The sequence below is a fragment of the Helicobacter sp. 13S00482-2 genome (assembly GCF_002272795.1).
Taxonomy (GTDB): Bacteria; Campylobacterota; Campylobacteria; order Campylobacterales; family Helicobacteraceae; genus Helicobacter_J.
In genome coordinates, this window is the sequence record NZ_MLAT01000003.1 from 116,811 (window position 1) to 135,807 (window position 18,997).

Annotated in this window: 17 protein-coding genes and 1 tRNA gene; 13 read left to right on the top strand and 5 right to left on the bottom strand. The window is 33.2% G+C overall.

Features of this window, described 5'->3' with window-relative positions; all coding sequences use genetic code 11:
- Positions 1–85 precede the first annotated feature (85 nt).
- Both BKH42_RS02655 and BKH42_RS02660 read left to right on the top strand, forming a co-directional pair.
- A complete protein-coding gene (locus tag BKH42_RS02655) occupies positions 86–871 on the top strand; it encodes an NAD+ synthase (protein WP_095294592.1) in 786 nt (261 codons plus the stop codon).
- 9 nt (positions 872–880) lie between these two features.
- Entirely contained in the window at positions 881–1,780 is a 900-nt protein-coding gene (locus BKH42_RS02660; protein ID WP_095294593.1) for a tetraacyldisaccharide 4'-kinase, read from the top strand.
- 6 nt (positions 1,781–1,786) lie between these two features.
- Here BKH42_RS02660 and BKH42_RS02665 read toward each other — a convergent pair whose 3' ends face one another.
- A complete protein-coding gene (locus BKH42_RS02665; protein ID WP_095294595.1) occupies positions 1,787–2,425 on the bottom strand; it encodes an ATP-binding cassette domain-containing protein in 639 nt (212 codons plus the stop codon).
- Between the two features lie 10 nt (positions 2,426–2,435).
- Positions 2,436–3,794, bottom strand: coding sequence for an apolipoprotein N-acyltransferase (gene lnt, locus BKH42_RS02670; RefSeq protein WP_095294597.1), 1,359 nt, complete (start codon positions 3,792–3,794; stop codon positions 2,436–2,438).
- Positions 3,795–3,890: 96 nt separating this feature from the next.
- Here lnt and BKH42_RS02675 point away from each other — a divergent pair, with 96 nt between their 5' ends.
- From BKH42_RS02675 to BKH42_RS02705, 7 genes are all read left to right on the top strand, one after another.
- A complete protein-coding gene (locus BKH42_RS02675; protein WP_095294599.1) occupies positions 3,891–4,568 on the top strand; it encodes a CvpA family protein in 678 nt (225 codons plus the stop codon).
- 23 nt (positions 4,569–4,591) lie between these two features.
- Positions 4,592–6,115, top strand: coding sequence for a lysine--tRNA ligase (lysS, locus tag BKH42_RS02680; protein ID WP_095294601.1), 1,524 nt, complete (start codon positions 4,592–4,594; stop codon positions 6,113–6,115).
- 1 nt (position 6,116) lies between these two features.
- On the top strand, positions 6,117–7,367 hold the full coding sequence (locus BKH42_RS02685; protein WP_095294603.1) for a serine hydroxymethyltransferase: 1,251 nt from the start codon (positions 6,117–6,119) through the stop codon (positions 7,365–7,367).
- A gap of 9 nt (positions 7,368–7,376) precedes the next feature.
- Positions 7,377–7,919 carry a DUF1882 domain-containing protein gene (locus tag BKH42_RS02690; protein WP_095294605.1) on the top strand — a complete coding sequence of 181 codons (543 nt, stop codon included), beginning with the start codon at positions 7,377–7,379 and terminating at the stop codon, positions 7,917–7,919.
- Between the two features lie 20 nt (positions 7,920–7,939).
- On the top strand, positions 7,940–8,773 hold the full coding sequence (locus BKH42_RS02695; protein WP_095294607.1) for an SPOR domain-containing protein: 834 nt from the start codon (positions 7,940–7,942) through the stop codon (positions 8,771–8,773).
- 490 nt (positions 8,774–9,263) lie between these two features.
- Positions 9,264–9,770 carry a hypothetical protein gene (locus BKH42_RS02700; protein WP_257874238.1) on the top strand — a complete coding sequence of 169 codons (507 nt, stop codon included), beginning with the start codon at positions 9,264–9,266 and terminating at the stop codon, positions 9,768–9,770.
- Positions 9,722–9,985, top strand: coding sequence for a hypothetical protein (locus BKH42_RS02705; RefSeq protein WP_095294611.1), 264 nt, complete (start codon positions 9,722–9,724; stop codon positions 9,983–9,985). Before BKH42_RS02700 ends, BKH42_RS02705 begins: the two co-directional genes overlap by 49 nt.
- Before the next feature lie 474 nt (positions 9,986–10,459).
- Here the strand turns inward: BKH42_RS02705 and BKH42_RS09410 are convergent.
- Positions 10,460–10,557, bottom strand: a tRNA-Sec gene (locus BKH42_RS09410).
- Between the two features lie 80 nt (positions 10,558–10,637).
- Here BKH42_RS09410 and selA point away from each other — a divergent pair.
- From selA to BKH42_RS02720, 3 genes are read left to right on the top strand one after another with little or no spacing between them, the layout of a single operon-like run.
- Positions 10,638–11,993 carry an L-seryl-tRNA(Sec) selenium transferase gene (gene selA / locus BKH42_RS02710; RefSeq protein WP_095294613.1) on the top strand — a complete coding sequence of 452 codons (1,356 nt, stop codon included), beginning with the start codon at positions 10,638–10,640 and terminating at the stop codon, positions 11,991–11,993.
- Positions 11,983–13,863, top strand: a complete 1,881-nt coding sequence (gene selB, locus BKH42_RS02715) for a selenocysteine-specific translation elongation factor (RefSeq protein WP_257874235.1) — start codon at positions 11,983–11,985, stop codon at positions 13,861–13,863. The genes selA and selB overlap by 11 nt, the downstream gene beginning before the upstream one ends.
- Positions 13,860–14,909 carry a hypothetical protein gene (locus tag BKH42_RS02720; protein ID WP_095294616.1) on the top strand — a complete coding sequence of 350 codons (1,050 nt, stop codon included), beginning with the start codon at positions 13,860–13,862 and terminating at the stop codon, positions 14,907–14,909. The genes selB and BKH42_RS02720 overlap by 4 nt, the downstream gene beginning before the upstream one ends.
- 2 nt (positions 14,910–14,911) lie before the next feature.
- Here the strand turns inward: BKH42_RS02720 and BKH42_RS02725 are convergent, their stop codons facing one another.
- Together BKH42_RS02725 and BKH42_RS02730 are read right to left on the bottom strand one after the other, a co-directional pair.
- Positions 14,912–15,691 carry a DUF815 domain-containing protein gene (locus tag BKH42_RS02725; protein WP_095294618.1) on the bottom strand — a complete coding sequence of 260 codons (780 nt, stop codon included), beginning with the start codon at positions 15,689–15,691 and terminating at the stop codon, positions 14,912–14,914.
- Between the two features lie 3 nt (positions 15,692–15,694).
- Positions 15,695–17,296, bottom strand: a complete 1,602-nt coding sequence (locus BKH42_RS02730) for an ATP-binding cassette domain-containing protein (protein ID WP_095294620.1) — start codon at positions 17,294–17,296, stop codon at positions 15,695–15,697.
- A gap of 216 nt (positions 17,297–17,512) precedes the next feature.
- On the opposite strand from BKH42_RS02730, the gene ccoG reads away from it, so the two are divergent.
- The gene (gene ccoG, locus BKH42_RS02735) at positions 17,513–18,898 is read left to right on the top strand and encodes a cytochrome c oxidase accessory protein CcoG (RefSeq protein WP_095294622.1); all 1,386 of its coding nucleotides are present in this window, start codon (positions 17,513–17,515) and stop codon (positions 18,896–18,898) included.
- Positions 18,899–18,997 lie beyond the last annotated feature (99 nt).

An 18,997-nucleotide genomic window follows, 5' to 3' on the forward strand; every position in this document is an offset into this window, starting at 1 on the left:
GAAATTTTTTCTTATGGTGGTGAAATTGACAAATATTTTTGGTAAAATTCCCGATTAGTAAATATTTTAACTTTAGGAAAAATCCATGAACATACCAAATTTACCTCAAAACATCGTCAAATCCCTAATAAATTTTCTATACCAAGAAGCAAAAAATCGTGGTTTTAACCGTGTCGTTTTAGGAGTGAGTGGCGGAATAGATAGTGCAGTCGTTGCCGTTTTGTGCAAAATGACTTTTGGAACACACTTGGAGGCACTTTTAATGCCTTCGATTACTTCTTCAAAAAACAGTCTCACTGATGGAATTGCCTTGTGCGAACAATTTGATATCCCCTATCAAGTTCAGTCTATCAATCAATATGATGAATGCTTTAGAACTAATCACAAAGAAGCAAACCTAATCCGAAAAGGTAATTTTTGCACTCGAATCAGAATGTCTTTGCTATATGATTTATCTCAAGAAATTCGTGCGATCGTAGTAGGAACTAGCAATAAGAGTGAATTGATGTTGGGTTATGGAACGATACACGGAGACCTTGCCTATGCAATAAACCCTATTGGTGATTTTTATAAAACGCAGGTATATGAGTTAGCAAAAATACTCAATATTCCTAAGCATATCATAGATAAAAAACCTAGTGCTGATCTGTATGCAGGTCAGAGTGATGAAGATGAGCTAGGATATCCGTATGAAGAAGTTGATAAATTGCTTTTGCAAATCTCCAAAAACTATAGCGATCTATCTGAAATTGATGTGAAAAAATTCTATCAACTTGGATTTGAGAGAGAAATGGTGAATTCAATAGTAACAAGAATCAAAAAAAATCTCTTCAAGCGAAATCTCCCAACTATTTATGCACTAAAAAAATAAAGAAATATTTTGCGTTTTATCGATAGATATTTTTATAAACCAAGTATTTTTCAAAAAATACTTGTGTTTCTCTTTTTGCCCATCTCCCTAATTTATTATGTTAGTTCAATTCTTCGCAGAAAAGCATCACGGTCAATTGATTTTGAAATACCTATTATCAGTGTAGGTAATTTGATTGCAGGAGGAAGCGGAAAAACTCCCTTTATCATAGAGATTGCAAAAGAATATATGGACGTAGCTATCATCTCTAGAGGCTATAAAAGAAAATCAAAAGGTTTAGTCATTGTGAGCCAAAATGGAAAAATAATGTGTGCTCAAAAAGAAGCTGGGGATGAAGCATATTTGATAGCAAAAAAACTAAAAAATGCCACTGTGATTGTGAGCAAAAAACGAGCTTTAGCGATCCAAAAAGCAAAAGAACTTGGATGTAAAGCTATCTTTCTTGATGATGGATTTCGTTTCAATTTCAAAAAGCTAAATATTTTACTCAAACCAAAACTAGAACCTTATTTCAAACTCTGTATTCCAAGTGGTATGTATAGAGAGAGACCTTCTTTATATAAGATAGCCGATATTTTAGCCATTGAAGGCGTGGATTATAAACGTAAAGTAAAAATCAATAATCAAACACAAAGAATGCTTCTAGTCACAGCCATAGCTAATCCTTCTAGATTGGATGAATATCTTCCTGATACTATTGGAAAAATAACGCTAAATGACCATAGTGATTTTAATATGAATCAATTACAGATAGAATTCCAGAAACACTCTGCGACATCTATACTAGTGACTCAAAAAGATGAAGTCAAACTTAAAGATTCTCCTATACCACTAAGTATTATGGAGCTTGAACTAGAGATCAATCCAAATATAAAAAAATCTATCTATGATTATATCCATTCTTACTAAAAATATTTAAATTTTATTTAATCTTTTATTTTCTAATAGAAAACTATGAGTACATTCCCTTGCCATCTTTTCATCATGCGTTGCAAGAACAAGAATTCCCTGCGTTTTTTTAATATATTCAAAGACGACCTTCATCACACTCTGTGCTGTTTCTTTGTCTAAATTTCCTGTAGGCTCATCCGCAAAAATTACCTTAGGCTTTTTGGTCAAAACTCTAGCTATAGATAAACGCTGTTGTTGTCCCCCACTAAGCTCACCAACATTTTGATGAACGATTTCAGAGATGTTCAAAGCCTTCAGCATATCTTCATCTATATCCATAGAAGAAAGAATACAGGCAACTTTAAGATTTTCTATTCCAGTAAATCCTCGAAACAAATAATGAGACTGAAATATAATCCCCACATCATAACGTCTGATTTTTAAAAGTTCTTTATTGGATAATGAATAAATATCTTGGTGATCCAAAATATCCACCTTACCTTTTATGGGCTTTAGCATTGTAGAAAGATTGTTCAATATAGTTGATTTTCCACTTCCACTCACACCTAAAATAGCCATAGACTCTCCTGCAAAAATCTCAAAATCAAGATCTTTATAGAGCAAATTTTCAAAATGATGTGTTAGCCCAGTTGCTTTTAGCATTTTTCTTCTCTCATAGATTTTTGTCTCCCAGCACAGAATCGGACACAACGTAAGATAAGGAGTGATTACTACTATGAATAACTACACTCCCATAAACTCTAGCGTAATATTTTATCAACATTCTTTGAAGAATAGGTTCAATACTTGGCACAAACCAAGCATTATTGCTGATAACAATCATATATCTAGGTCTATCTTGATACATTATACCTGAAGTCCCTTCATAACAAATTGCTCCTCGAAAAACATCTTTTCCTATTTGAATATTTCCAAGTTTTTTCGCATCACTAAGCCCTATATCCTGTCCAAAAAACAACTTTCGCAATGGTTTTGCAAGAAATTCAGGAAGAGGTATCTTCTCGCCAAAAGGTGCGAGCACAACTTTGTCAATATACTTAAAGTCTCCATTTTGAAATATATATATACTATTGTAAATTCTGTGATTTTCATCTTCACGCAAACCACCTGCAATAATAGTGATATCTCTTCCAAGTATCATAAGTTCATCTAAAATAAAACTTCTATTAAGAATGAATGGAAATGCTGTTTCAGGTAAAACAACAACATCTTTATATTCTTGTTGTGCATTACGAATCAGATTAAAATTATTATCAATGATAAACTTCATCTGTTTTTCATCCCATTTTTGAGATTGCGATACACTGGTCGTTATAATTTCTAAGTTGAGTTTTCCTTCATAGTATGGGGCATTGATGCTTAAATTACTTTGCGATTGTGTATTTTTAGCCACATATCCCCAATCTACACACAAAAGCAAAAAACAAACCCCTACAAACTTCCAATACTTTCTTAAAGAAACCAGCATCAATATTCCAACTATAATCCCAAAAAATCTAAGCTTATCCACCCCAAAAGCACTATAAGAAAAAAATGATTCAATCACAAACCAATCAAACCCAAAGGGATGAATATAACTACTTACCATAAGAGTAAAAATTCTCCAAAAACAAGAATTATAAAAAAATAAAAAATAAAATACCAGTCCATAAATAATACTCACGAAAATCATCACAAAAGGAATCAAAAATTCCATGGGTGAAAATCGAAAACTAAGCCCTGTCCAATAAAAAAGTCCCAACCCTACAAAAAATCCAAACCAAAATTTTAATGTCTTGGGCGTGGATAAAAAGATCTGCACACTTAAAAGTCCAAAAAAAGTCTGGAAGACCAAAGCGGTTTTTTCAAATCCCAAATAGGCAAAAAAACCTCCTCCATAAACAGGAATCAAAAATATTACCGCCAATACTAACGCTGATAGTATTCGTATTTTCAAGCTTTTGGATGTGTATTCATACAAAGACATAAAATACTCTTTGATATTTATTATCTTATTTTTAAGTTTAAGCATATACTTCCTAATTTTTAATTTGACCTAAGATTTTTATTTTTTAGGTTATTTGTTGTAGAATGATAACTCTTTAAAACTAAAAAATACAGAGTGAAGATGGGCTATATAGACTTAATATTGATTATAATCATTGTGGTAATTGGGTTAAGAGGTTTTTACAATGGATTTGTAAATGAAATTTCAGGCGTTTTGGGAATCTTGCTAGGAGTGTTTCTTGGCTCAAGATTTGCTACAAATATGGGTGAATGGATCAGTGCGAGTGTATATGACTTCAAAACGCCATCAATTGCTACTTTAATAGGATTTGTTGTTATACTAGCTGTGGTATGGGTAGCATTTTTGATACTCGGTGTTATTTTAAGCAAAATTATTAAAATAACAGACTTTGCCATCATTGATAAAACACTTGGCTTTATTTTCTCCTGTTGTAAGATATTTTTGATTATAGGTTTCATACTCTATGGAATTTCAAAACCTAAATTCACTCAAGGTTTTAATAGTTATTTGCAAAAAAATAGCAAAATCTACCCGATAATGAATGTGATTTCTGCGACGATTTTGAAAATTCCAAGTGTTCAACAAACACTTGATAATACCAAATCTGTAGGCAAACAAATAGGTGAAGATGAGATCCAAAAGCTTCAAAAGAACGTTGATGGGGTAACTCAAAATCTACAAGACAATATCAAGAAAAGTACAAAAGAGATGATAGAAGATGTTCCTAAAAGCTTAGCACCTGATATGAATCAGAATGATACGAAGACAGATTTTTAAGAATAAACCTCAGGAATAAATTAATGTTTGAAAACCAATACATAAAACAACGAATTCAAAAAGCTCAAGACCTCTTAGACACAGGTAAGAATCCCTATAGAAATGATGCCTGTAAGGGCATTTCAAATCTTGCTTTTACTCAAACATTTGAAAATCTCAAATCTCTTCCTGAAGATAATAGAAAAGATGCCACCTCTACATATTGGGTAAGTGGGAGAGTCAAGTTTTTAAGATTGATGGGTAAAGCAGCCTTTATAAAAATTGAAGATCAAAGCGGTATTTTGCAAGCTTATATATCTCAAAATGATCTCGGTGAGGATTTTGAACTTGTCAAAAAGATATTAGAAGTTGGTGATATTGTTAATATCTATGGTTATCCCTTTGTTACGAAAACAGGAGAATTAAGTATTCATTCCTTAGAGTTTAAAATACTGACTAAATCAATCATTCCATTGCCTGAAAAGTTTCATGGTCTCACAGATATTGAACTTAGATACAGACAGAGATATCTTGATCTTATTGTCAATCCAGACGTAAAACAGACCTTTAAATTGCGATCTGCAATCATTTCTAATATTCGAAGATTTTTTGAAGATAAAGGATTTTTGGAAGTAGAAACCCCTATGCTTCATCCAATCCCTGGTGGTGCAAATGCCAAGCCTTTCATCACTCATCATAACGCACTTGATGTACAGAGATATCTGCGGATTGCTCCTGAACTTTATCTCAAACGCTTAGTAGTTGGAGGATTTGAAGCGGTTTTTGAGATCAATAGAAATTTCAGAAACGAAGGAATGGATCACTCTCACAACCCTGAATTTACAATGATTGAATTCTATTGGGCATACAAAACATATGAAGACTTAATAGCTCTGAGTAAAGAGCTATTTGCATACTTATTGCAAAAGTTACATCTACCTACAAAAATTCCACATAATGGCGAAATAATTGATTTTAGTGATTTCACTATCATCTCCTATAAAGATGCATTACAAAAGATTGGAAACATATCAAAAGAAATCATTGAAGATGAGCAAAAACTGAGAATATTCCTTCAAGAACATCACATAAAGGTTGATTCCACTATGAGTTATGGAAAACTACTAGGAGAAGCATTTGATGAATTTGTAGAGTCAAAACTAATTAATCCAACCTTCATCACCCAATACCCCATTGACATAAGCCCACTAGCTAGAAGAAATGATCAAGATCCTCAGATTGCAGATAGGTTTGAACTATTTATTGGCGGAAAAGAAATTGCAAATGGATTTAGCGAACTCAATGATCCTCTTGATCAACTTGATAGATTTAAAGCACAAGTCAAAGCCAAAGACGCTGGAGATGAAGAAGCACAGTATATGGACGAGGACTACGTATGGGCATTGGGATATGGGCTTCCTCCAACCGCAGGACAAGGAATAGGGATTGATAGACTTGTGATGCTATTTACAGATTCTAAAACCATCAAAGATGTTATTTTATTTCCCGCAATGAAACCAGTTAAAATAGATTATAATAATGGTCCAATCACAGAAGAAAAGGAATAAAATGAACTATGAAATACAAAGCTCTGATAGGGAAATTTTTGACGTTATCACCAAAGAACTCCAAAGACAAAATGATCATCTTGAAATGATTGCAAGTGAGAACTATACTTTCCCAAGTGTTATGGAGGCTATGGGTAGCATACTTACAAATAAATACGCCGAAGGATATCCTGGAAAAAGATACTATGGAGGTTGTGAGTTTGTAGATGAAATCGAAAACATTGCTATAGCTAGAGCAAAAAAACTCTTTGGTTGTGAATTTGCCAATGTCCAACCACATTCAGGCTCTCAAGCCAATGGAGCTGTTTATGCCGCACTTTTAAAGCCTTATGACAAAATCTTAGGAATGGATCTAAATCATGGGGGTCATCTCACCCATGGATCAAAGGTAAGCACAACAGGACAAACTTATCAGAGTTTTTTTTATGGCGTGGAGCTTGATGGGAGGATTGATTATGAAAAAGTTGCCCAAATTGCTCAAATCGTGAAACCAAAAATAATCGTATGTGGGTTTTCTGCATATACAAGAGAACTTGATTTCAAAAAATTCCGAGAAATAGCTGATAGCGTCGGGGCGATTTTGATGGGCGATGTCGCACATATCGCTGGTCTTATAATAGCTGGAGAATATCCTAATCCCTTCCCACATTGTCATATCATAACCACCACCACCCATAAGACACTCAGAGGTCCAAGAGGAGGAATGATACTAACTAATGATGAAGAAATTTCTCAAAAAATCAATAAGGCTGTTTTTCCAGGCATACAAGGAGGTCCTTTGATGCACGTGATAGCAGCAAAAGCCATTGGATTTAATGAAAATCTTAAGCCTGAATGGAAAACTTATGCTAAAAATGTAAAATCAAATATCAAAAAAATGGCAGAAGTGTTGGTCGCTAGAGGTTATAGCCTTGTGAGTGGAGGCACTGATAACCACTTGATATTAATGAACTTTTTAGATAAATCTTTCAGTGGCAAGGATGCGGATATCGCACTTGGAAATGCTGGGATAACCGTAAATAAAAATACCGTTCCTGGAGAAAATAGAAGCCCTTTTGTTACTAGTGGGATTAGAATTGGTTCCCCTGCACTAACTGCAAGAGGAATGAAAGAAAAAGAATTTGAATGGATAGCAAATAAAATTGCCGATATACTTGATGATATTACAAATGTTTCAAAACAATCAAGCATCAAAGAGGAAATAAAGGAATTAACAAAAGGATTTATGGTTTATGATAAGCCAATTTTTTAAGGCGATCTTATGACAGAGATGAATTTGAAACTTATCAAGATGAATACTTCCTTTTATTATGAAAAAAAAGAAGGATTGGGGAAAAAACTCACACATTTGGGTAAAATATTTTATGATAAGTTTGAAAGAGTCGATTCAATGCTTACAAGTGTGTTAATTCAAAAGCACTTAAAAAAAGAGCTGACTCTAGCTCATTCTTTGATTTTAGCTGATAATAAGGTTGAAAATATTGTATTTGACTATAATGGAAGATATACTGAAAAATTCTATCACAAAGCTCAACTATTGCTAAGAGAGGAAGGTTTTATGAATTTTACCGCCTATGAGTCAAAAACTCCCGGTCACCTCCATTTGTATATTCACAAAGGACACACTGAGTTGAGTGAAGGAAAAAGATTAGGTAGAATGTTATCTTTGAAATTATCACAGACGTTTCCCATAGAATGGAGGGTATTTCCAAATGATGAAATGCCCCCTGAATTTAACATCTTAGTAATACCCTATGAAGTCTATGCAAAGGAACGTGGATCTTCTTGGGCAAGGCATCTTTAAATACACATAAGGAGTAAAAAATGGAAGAGAAAAAAGAATTGAATGAAATTTTGCTAGGAGATAGCAATAACAACCAATCATCAAAAACAAAGAAATTATTCTTGGTGATTATCATAGCTATTGTAGTTATTTTGATATTACTTCTAATGGCTTGGAAAATGAAAAGTCAAGATCATCAAGAGCCAGCTTTAGCGGCGGATAATTCAATCCAAAAAATGGATACATTGCACAACGTCACAACTGGGAATGACCTGAATGATGATTTTGATAATATGCCTATTGATGATATGTCAAAATCTGATGAGGATAGTAAATTCGATAAGATTGTAAAAGATATCAAATCAAAACAACTAGCCAATGACAATCAAGCTGAAGATACACATTTCAGTCCACCCGTTCAAGATTCTACTGATGAAATGCTTCCTATTGATGCACAAAAAGATAAAAAATCATTAGGAGTATTGGACAATCCGACCACTGAAACCATAAAACCAATGCCAAAAAATGATAAAACTGTCCCAGCAATAAAACCAACTACAAAGCTAACTACAACAAAGACTGTTCCTAAGACAAAAAAAGAAGTTAAACCAGCAAAAGAAGCTCACACAGTCAAAAATGGTTCTAACGCCACTCCTGGTTATTATTTACAAGTAGGTGTTTTTAACAAAACTCCTAATAAAGTATTTATGGATAAGATCAAGAAATATAGCTATCGCACTCAAACTTCAATATTAAATGGTGAAATGGTTACAAAATATTTGATCGGACCTTATAAATCCAAAGCTGAAGCACATAAAAATATGACTGACATCACGACTAATATCACAAAGCCTGTTCACGTTCAAGTCAAATAATCACTAGAGATTCCCCTCTGCTATCTAAAAGAGAAAAAACAGTGGGGGATTTCAGTTGTATGAATTTCAATATACAATTTCGATATATGGCAATCCTTGCTTTTAAAGATTTTTTTATCTCTGTATTCATCGACTTTAATAAAAACATCATAGATATAATTCAAAAAATAAGATCAAATATTTAATATATAAGTATTTTGCTTTAAAGTTAAGCCGATAGAAATAAAGATATGTTTGATGCCCTTCCATTATTTTATTTGAAGTCTTAAAGGAGATAAAAAAGATGGTTATTAACTGCTTATAAAGATTATCCAAGCCAGCCTATGAGCATCAGCGATGGTTTTCATTTACAACTTCAGCACGAGTCGTTGCAAAACAATCTTCCTCCTAATAATGTCATATAACAACTAAAGATCAAAACAAACCCCTAGAAACTATCAATGATTTTGGAATTAACTATCCTGAGTACTATCATAAAGGCAAAGAAGCTATCAATAAGCTTTTAGAAACTAAAAGCGGACAGGTACAAGGAGCTTTCCATAAAGAAGGCTTAGGAGATATTGATTTGGTATGGGGTAATGAGAAAATGGGATTAGCCCATAGAGTAGATAAACACCCTGAAGTGATAGATAAGATTCCTGAGATTATAGAGAAAGGGAAGATAGTAACAAAACAAGCAGGAATACATACCGTTGTAAAAGATAATTATAAAATAGGGCTATCTAAAGGATTTCATAATAAGGGTGAGAATCATTGGATATTAACAGCATATGAAGATATAAGAGGCAAGGATAAGACGTTCGACTCTACCCTTGATACTTTAGAGAAGACTCTCTCTAAAACCTCTGAAGATCTTCCCCGCAATAATGCCACAGAACAACTAAAAAATCAAGAACTTTTACAAACATACAAAGAACTACAAAAGAAATACCCCAATATTGATGAGACTTGCCTCTATTTGTTTATAGAGATTATAAAAAACATCAAGCAAAGCTAAATGAAGATGATGCGTATGATGCACTCAAAAAACAATACCAAAGCATCTTAGATACTAAAACCTTTGAAGGTAAAAAACTAAAAAAGCAAGGAATACAAAAATTAAAATACGCCATAAAAATGCTTGATGACCCGCAAGTAGAGAAATTTGTTAAGTCTATGAATGAAGATATTAGTAGAATACCAAATGAACGTTATATCAATTATAGTCTATAAGACATTGATTATAAAAAATCTTTGGCATATATTCGAAAAATATGAAAGAAACTAGACAAAATTCAATCCAAAAATAAAACAATAAAACATTCCTAGAATGATCTAAAAGTATATTTTTATAAAAATTATATTAAATTTATAAAAGATTCAAAATTCAGAAACAAGCAGATAAGAAAAAATCTTAGAATTATTGACATATCATGCCTAATGTTTATAATGATGGGAATATTTCTCCTATGCCTTCAAGAGCAATATGAGTGCAAAATTTTTATTCAGACACACTCCTTGAAAAACAAAAGCAAATATTAAAATATTTACAGTTAATTTACTAAAAATAACTTTGTTTTATTTGCTAATACAGCATTACACCACAATTTGGACATGAAATCTCTGTAGATTTTGATTTTTTTAGAAGCAATCTATATAGAACAGGACGATAAAACAATGTTGCTAAAAAATGAGTGATTCATTTTATGGCGAGAGGGCGGAAGAATCGAACTCCCCAGCACCTAGACACCTAGACACTCTATGGGTTTGAAGCCCAAGGCATACACCAGTTATACTTGCCCCCCATCTTCAAAAAGTTTTATAGCCTTTTAAAGGTGAATATCATATAATCATATTGATTTGAGATCACTTAAAAAGGATTCTTTTGAGAGAATTACTGTCCAAACTTCCAAAAATAGATAGGATCCTCAAAGAAAAAGTATTTGCTCATCACAATATCACATTGCTCAAAAAAATCATTCAAACCTACATAGAAATGCTTCGTCAAAATGCTCTAAGAGGCATGGCATGTCCAGATTATGAAATTATCGTGAATGAAATATCAAATATTTATCGAAAAACCCTCTCACCAACTTTAACTCCACTCATAAATGCAACAGGGGTGATCACACAAACAAATCTGGGCAGGAGTATTTTTTCACCTGATTTGATAAAAGAAATCACTCCCCTACTCTGTGAATACAATAACTTAGAATACAACCTAGAAAAAGGAGAACGAGGGGAACGGTATCAACATATCTCTGTGCTGATTTCTGCTCTTTTTGATTGTGAAGATTCTATCGTGGTCAATAATAATGCAAGTGCAGTTTTGCTCATCATCAATACTTTTGCTAAAGACAAAGAAGTTATCATATCACGAGGAGAGCTAGTAGAAATCGGGGGAAGCTTTCGCATACCTGAAGTTATTACCTCAGCAGGGGGAATACTCAAAGAAGTTGGGAGCACAAATAAAACTCACTTAAATGATTATACAAATGCTATTTCGCAAGAAAGCACGATGGTTGCAAAAATTCATCAGAGTAATTTTAAACAGATTGGTTTCACCGAGCAAGTGCCATATGAGGATATCATAAAACTAGCTAAAAAAAATAATCTTATTGATTATTATGATGTTGGTAGTGGTTATATTGAAGGCATCAATACAAGATCTGAACCTTCTTTGATTGATATTGCAAAAAATAAACCTAGCCTAGTAAGTTTTAGTGGTGACAAACTTTTAGGAGGCCCTCAAGCAGGTATTATATTTGGTAAAAAGAATTTGATTGATAAACTCAAAAAAAATCACCTTTTAAGAGCCCTACGTGTCGATAAATTCACAATATTCGCACTTCAGGCCACTCTTAGAGCGTATTTAGAACAAAATACAAAAACTATCCCCACCATAGCTATGTTCAATCAATCCCAAGAAGAACTCTTGAAAAAATCTCAATCCTTATTGACCCTGCTCACAAAAATTTCAAACCTTCGATGTGAAATCACTCCATTATCTTCAAAAGCAGGTGCAGGAAGTTTGCCTCAAGAGGATTTTCCCTCCTATGGTATTGCCCTATATCATAGTAAAATAAAAACACAAATCCTAAATGAAAAAATTCGTCAAAGAGGTCTCATAGCCAGAATTCAGAGTGAAAAAATTCTCCTAGATATGCGTTGCCTCTCCCCTACAAAATTCTCGCAAATCTATGATATTTTCCTACAAATTGATATCGAAGATGCAAAATAATCTTATCGTTGGCCTATCTGGGCACATTGATCATGGTAAAACAAGTCTTATAAAAGCTCTCAACGGTTTTGATGGGGATCAAAGAGAAGATGAAAAACAAAGAGGCATCACATTAGATATTAGTTTTTCTAACCTAAAACTCCCCCCAACACCCTCTATACCAAATGGTAAAAATATCTCTTTCGTGGATGTTCCAGGACATGAAAAGCTTATCAAAAATATGATTGCAGGGGCTTTTGGAATTGATATTCTTCTTCTTGTGGTTTCTTGTGATGATGGTGTGATGCCTCAAACCCTAGAACATTTACAAATCGCAGACATATTAGGTGTAAAAGAAGCTATCTGCATCATTACCAAAATAGACTTATTTCCACCAAATGAAGAATTCAAAGATCTAAAAAAACAAATTAATGAAATATTTTCCAAACTCAGGAACACAAAGCTTAATAATATTTCGACATTTAGTATTTTTAACAAAAGCACTCATCAACATCTTTTGAACCTATTACTAAACGCACAAACACCTAAAAAAGAGGATATATCACTCTTTCGATATTACATTGATAGAACTTTTAGTCTTAGTGGGCAAGGAACAATCACAACAGGAACAATTATAAGTGGAAATATAAAAAAAGAAGAAAAAATATACATTTGCGAACTCAATACAGAAACAAGTATTAAAACAATCAAAAATCATACTACAGAGATACAAGAGGCACAGATGGGTCAAAGAATCGCTTTAAATCTGCGTTCTGTTCATCCATCTGACTTAAAAAGAGGATATTTGTTAAGTAAAAAAGGCTATTTGCGGGGTTTTGATGAATTTGATGTGGTCATATACCCACTTGGAGAGATAAAATCCTTTCACAATAATAGTGTGCAATTTTTCATTGGATCAAAAAAATGTAATGCAAAAATCTATCTATTAAGAACCCCTGAAGAATCTCAAAATCATTGTTTTGCTACAATCAAAACCGATGAAAAGATCTTTGGTATTTTTGGCGAAAAGTTTGTCTTGAGAAATTCTCAAAGCAGTATTGGTGGGGGAGAAATTCTCTGCCCTATAACAGATCCAATGAAAAAAAAGCAAAAACTCATTTATCTTGATAGTGTCTTTAAAAAAGACTTTGCAAAAGCTTTTATAATCTGCTCTTATATTCATAAAAGAGGATTTGGTCTTATTAGCAGTACTCAACGCTTCAACCTCTCGCATATTCAAGCATTAAAAATAGCAAAAACACTCCCAGAGGTGTTTGTGGATGAAAAAAATCTCATCATCTACCATCTAGAAACATTCAAAATAATCAAAGAAGAAATATTGAAAATTTTCATCAAAAATAAAAATGCACTCCTATCTGCTTCTAGTGTAAATATAAAACTGAAATGGGCTTCTTTGGTATTCATACAAAGTGCTTTAGATTCACTATTAGAAGAAGAAAAAATTCACAAAAAAGAGGGATTTTATTTATCTAAACAAAACAATATCAAAAATATTTCACAATACCTACAAGAAATACTTTATGATAAAATATCTTCACAAGGATTCTCTCCAGCAGCTCCCTATGATATTTACGAGGAGCTTGATATTGATAGAAAAAGTGGGGATAATGCCCTCAAGACACTCACCAAAGCTCAAAAAATTATTCGTCTTCAACACAATCTTTTCATAGCTACAGATACTTTGATTAGCATTCAAAAAACTTTGCGTGAGCTTATAAAAGAAAATGGTTATGTAGATATTTTCATTCTAAAGCAAAAACTCCCCTTGAGTCGAAAATATCTCATAGCATATCTAGATCATCTAGATAATTTTGAAGATATTATCAACACAGATGGCAAACGCACCTTCAAATACAAAGGTGAAAAATGAGACTAGATTTTTTACAAAACTACCCCCTCAATACCAAAGCCAACCAAATATTGCTTGATTGTACATATCCCAATCTCTCCCCTATGATTCCCCAAGAAAATACACATCTTAAAGAAAAATCAGAAGAACTCGCTAAAATCTTTGGGGGGGATTATGCATATCCTTTTGGTTTTGGTTTTTCTGATTGGTTTGCGTTGTTATCACAGATATCAAAATCTTATCAAATTGCATATGCTATTTCCAACCATCAGCAGGCCAATGAAGCTATCAAACATCTTCAAAATAAAACTTGCAAACTCACCATAAACTTTCAAAGTGGTGTATTGGAAATGACTTCTATCAAAGAAGCCCTCACTCAGAAATGTAATTGTTTTATCATTCCTTTTGTAAATCAAGATTTACTCACCATCAATAACATCATCGAAATCCAAAAACTACTCAAAAACGAATTAAAAGATTTTATCCTCATTGTTGATATATCTTATGCTCAAAGTTGCAAAATTCCTATCCCCAACATAATAGATGAGAATACCATTTTCTTACTCAATTCCGAATCAGTTGGTGTATTGAGAGGAAATGGAGTTATCATCACAAAGGATTTTTTTGCTTCCAATTTACTCTGTCCCACTCTAGGTAATATTAGAGTTTTTGATGCATTATCACACGCCATCAAAACCCCACCTATCGTTCCAGGAAAAGACACAAAAAATATATTTTATAAAAAACTCAAATCTATATTAAAAGAAAATTTATCTTTATTTGCACCACTCCAGAATACTCTTCCAAATACTCTTCCATTAAGATTTAGATCCATAAAAGCAAGACTATTGCTCCAAGCACTCCTAATAGAGGGAGTTTATGCCATCAATGGTCAAGAATGTTTATTTGGATTTTTTAAACCTTCATTTGTGCTTCAACAAATGGGTTATGATGAAACACAATCACGAGAACTTGTGAGTGTGAGTTATTCAGAAATTCAAGATCTTGATAAACTTAGTGAGATTTTAAGCCGATGCTATCTGCATATTCGATCAATTAAAATGTGAGTTTATTTACTCAAGATTCCATTTTTATAGAGTTTATAAAATTCTTTTGCACTCCTGCCGCTACGATTTCCTTTCATTCCTGCATAATTTAGAGATAACTGCTTGATGCTTCTGAACTCATCTTCGCTCTCACATAAACTTCGCACAATATCTAAATATTGTTCACTCCCAAGAGCATACACACCCATAGATAAACCAAAACGATCACTTAAAGAAATAATTTCATCATAAACATCACTTTGATGGATTTCCTGCACTTCTTGAGCTTCAGAAATAAGGTGTCTTCTATTGGAAGTAGCATACATTAGAATATTTTTTGGAGTTTTCTCTAACGATCCTTCTAGGACACTTTTTAAAGACTTGTAACTTGTATCTCCAGCATCAAAAGACAAATCATCACAATAAATAATAAACAAAAACTCACTCTCTCTAAGACTATCTATCAGAAATGGCAATACCCAAATATCTATCTTTTCTATCTCGATCACTCTCAGATTTGAATAACGAAAAAGAAAAGAAGATAAAACACCTTTAACAATAGAGCTTTTCCCACATCCTCTTGCACCCCATAGCAAAACATTTGAAGCTGGTTTTCCCTCACAAAATGCGGAGGTATTTTTTTCTAAGTTAGAAATTTCCTGATCTAAGCCTAAAATTCCTTTTGTATCAAGTCTATCAAAATCTTTGATAAGATGAAAATACCCGCCATTATAGTTGCGAAAAATACAGGCTTTTGCTTGCTGCCAATTGTATTGAAGATTTATCTCTTGAGCTATATTCACTTTTTATTTCCTTGATGATAAATATTCTTCATAACTTCCTTTAAAATCAACGATTTTAGCTCCATCATCAGAAGGAATCAATTCAATAATACGATTAGCATATGCATCAATAAGTTCTCTATCATGGCTCACACAAATCACACACCCACTAAATTTATAAAGTGCCTCACCCAAAGCAATGATAGACTCCAAATCCAAGTGATTAGTAGGTTCATCTAAAATCAAAAAATTTCCCCCCTCTAGCATTATCCTCGATAAAACCATTCGATGTTTTTCCCCACCACTAAGTGCGTCAATACTTTTCTCTTGTTCTTCTCCGCTAAATAACATCCTACCTAAGCTTGTGCGTATTTCAGAGGAATCCATTTTTTTGTCAAAACCTCTGAGCCATTCATAAAGGGTTTCTTTGCCTCCAATCTCTTCACTAACATTTTGTGGAAAATATCCCTTTTGAGTCGTAGCCCCCCATTTTACGATTCCAGTATCAGGCTTTAATTCCTCCATCAAGATTTTACAAAGTGTGCTTTTACCCACACCGTTTCCACCAATGAGTGCAATTTTATCTCCAGGCAAAATTTTTAAACTTACATTTTGTAAAACCTTCTTATCGCCATAATTTTTCGATATTCCTTCGCATTCTAAAGCTTCATTCCCGATAGCTCTTTTAGGTTTAAAAACAATGCTTGGATCACGTCTACTTGAAACAGCCAAACTCTCAATATTGAGTTTTTCAAGTTGTTTTTGTCTAGAAGTCGCTTGTTTTGCCTTACTTGCATTAGCAGAAAATCTTGCGATAAAAGATTCCAACTCTTCTTTTTCCTTGAGTTTTTTGTTACGCTCAGCCTCTTGCTGTTTGCTAATAAGCGTAGAAGCAATATACCAATCATCATAGTTACCGCTAAATTCACGTACAGTATGAAAATCCATATCCAAAATATTCGTGCAAACAGCATTTAAGAAATGTCTGTCGTGACTGATTACAACCATTGTTCCTTCATGGCGTTTGAGATTTTCTTCTAGCCAAGTAATAGAGTGAAGATCAAGATTGTTGGTGGGCTCATCTAAAAGCAAAATATCAGGCTTAGGAAAAAGCACCTGTGCTAATAAGATCTTAAACTTATCTCCACCTGTAAGTGTTTTCATAGGTTCATTATGGATATTTGCAGGAAATCCCAAATCTTCTAGAATTTTTTCTATCACAACCTCGTATTCATACATCGGATCTTCTTCTGCACAGATAATCTCAAGCTCTCCAAGTCGTGCATTGATTTTATCGTCATTAAGATCCCCGTTCATATAGAGGTTTTCTTTTTCTTTGCTGGCTTGATAAAGCCTTTTATTACCTATAAGTACAGCATCTTTTAAGCTAAGTTCCTCATAAGCATACTGATCTTGTCCTAATACCCCTAAACGTAGTCCTTGCTCAATGATTATCTCCCCACTACTGGCTTCATTTTGACCACTTAATATTTTCAAAAATGTACTTTTTCCCGCACCATTTGCCCCAATAAGACCATAACGTTTATTTTTGTCTAGTTTGATATTCACATTTTCAAACAGTTTTTTTGTTGCATAACGCATTGTGAGGTTGATTGTCTGTAACATCAATGTGTCCTTTATGTGTATTAAATTCAAAATCAAATTCTACCAAAACAAATATCAAAAAACTTCAGTCCATAATAAAGATGAAAACACAATGATTCCGCATTCGTTAAAATAAATCATTACCATATGAGAAAATAATCATCTCAGCAAAATCTAAGCAAATAAAATTTAGCATTTTGCCAGATAATCAAACAAACAACCACTAAGGATATAGCTATGCAACCCTCCACAAAAAGGGTCTTATACAGAAAAAGACGCTATTTAGTTTATTTCATCATCACGATCATCGCAATATCTCTACCTTTCATAAAAATCAACGGTAATCATATATTTTTATTATCATTTGACCATATGGAATTACATCTTTTAGGCACAGCATTTAACGTTCAACAACTTTACTTAATGCCTTTATTGTTAATTATTTTATTTGTAGGTGTGTTTTTTATGACCACACTAGGAGGAAGGATTTGGTGTGGCTGGAGTTGCCCACAAACAATATTTCGTGTGATATATCGAGATTTTATAGAAACCACCTTGCTAGGTTTGCGTAAAAAAATATCCAACAAGCAGGAAAAGCCAAAATACACCATTTTTTCTAATGACATCAAAAAACTAATCGCCATTATCCTTTTTAGTATCATTGCTCTAATGGCTTCGGCAGTATTTTTATTTTATTTTGTACCTCCTGAAGAATTTTTTCCTTCATTGTTGGATCCTTTTGATCATATGATATTGATAACTTTTTGGCTATGTATTGCTGGGTTTTTGATCTTTGATATTATTTTTATCGCTGAAAACTTTTGTATATATATTTGTCCTTACGCGAGGGTTCAATCTGTATTGTATGATAATGATACCATTATGGCAATATATGATTCATCTAGAGGTGGTATTGTCTATGACAAAGAAGGAGAAAAAATCCCTCAAGCTCCAAAAAAACGAGATCTAGAGGCTGAATGCACTAATTGTGAAAAATGTGTTCGCGTATGCCCTACCCACATAGATATAAGAAAAGGTATGCAATTAGAATGCATCAATTGTCTTGAATGTGTTGATGCATGTACTGATGTGATGGGAAAGCTCAATCGACCTTCGCTTGTTCAATGGAGTTCTCCAAACTCTCTACAGACAAAGGCAAAAGTCCGATATTTTAGAGCTAAAACCATCGCTTATATTGTAGTTCTTGCTATCGTATTTGGTGTTATGATAGCAATGTGGGGCAAAAAAGAACAAATGCTATTGAATATCACCCGATCTAGCGAACTTTATAAAATTAGAAATATTAATACTATCGATAATGAGTATGTATTTTTATTTCAAAACACAGATAAAAAAGATCATTCTTATGGCTTTGAGATCCTAAACAATGATGATCTATTCATCAAACAACCCACTAACGACATACGTGTAAAAGCAGGAGGGAAATCAAAACAAATCGTCATCATCAGAACCAAAAAAACACTAGGAGATAACAGCTCGAAAGATTCTTTCACACCTATCACAATACAGGCTTATGCCATTGATGAACCTACCATTAGTGTAAAACGAAAGAGTTTTTTTGTGTATCCAGAAAAAGATATTCTAGAAAACTATCACAAATAACTTCATAAACTTCTTGTTTTAAGTTTTTCCACAGGAAGTTTTGTGAGTAATATTTTCGCATTGTTTAAAAAAATTAATCTACTTGATTAGATTTTTTAA

What these genes read in the sequence shown, in the direction of transcription:
- BKH42_RS02655 (WP_095294592.1), top strand. Translation starts at nt 86, where the DNA reads ATGAACATACCAAATTTACCTCAAAACATCGTCAAATCCCTAATAAAT.
- BKH42_RS02665 (WP_095294595.1), bottom strand. Translation starts at nt 2,425, where the DNA reads ATGCTAAAAGCAACTGGGCTAACACATCATTTTGAAAATTTGCTCTAT.
- lnt (WP_095294597.1), bottom strand. Translation starts at nt 3,794, where the DNA reads ATGCTTAAACTTAAAAATAAGATAATAAATATCAAAGAGTATTTTATG.
- BKH42_RS02675 (WP_095294599.1), top strand. Translation starts at nt 3,891, where the DNA reads ATGGGCTATATAGACTTAATATTGATTATAATCATTGTGGTAATTGGG.
- lysS (WP_095294601.1), top strand. Translation starts at nt 4,592, where the DNA reads ATGTTTGAAAACCAATACATAAAACAACGAATTCAAAAAGCTCAAGAC.
- BKH42_RS02685 (WP_095294603.1), top strand. Translation starts at nt 6,117, where the DNA reads ATGAACTATGAAATACAAAGCTCTGATAGGGAAATTTTTGACGTTATC.
- BKH42_RS02690 (WP_095294605.1), top strand. Translation starts at nt 7,377, where the DNA reads ATGACAGAGATGAATTTGAAACTTATCAAGATGAATACTTCCTTTTAT.
- BKH42_RS02695 (WP_095294607.1), top strand. Translation starts at nt 7,940, where the DNA reads ATGGAAGAGAAAAAAGAATTGAATGAAATTTTGCTAGGAGATAGCAAT.
- selB (WP_257874235.1), top strand. Translation starts at nt 11,983, where the DNA reads ATGCAAAATAATCTTATCGTTGGCCTATCTGGGCACATTGATCATGGT.
- BKH42_RS02720 (WP_095294616.1), top strand. Translation starts at nt 13,860, where the DNA reads ATGAGACTAGATTTTTTACAAAACTACCCCCTCAATACCAAAGCCAAC.
- BKH42_RS02730 (WP_095294620.1), bottom strand. Translation starts at nt 17,296, where the DNA reads ATGTTACAGACAATCAACCTCACAATGCGTTATGCAACAAAAAAACTG.
- ccoG (WP_095294622.1), top strand. Translation starts at nt 17,513, where the DNA reads ATGCAACCCTCCACAAAAAGGGTCTTATACAGAAAAAGACGCTATTTA.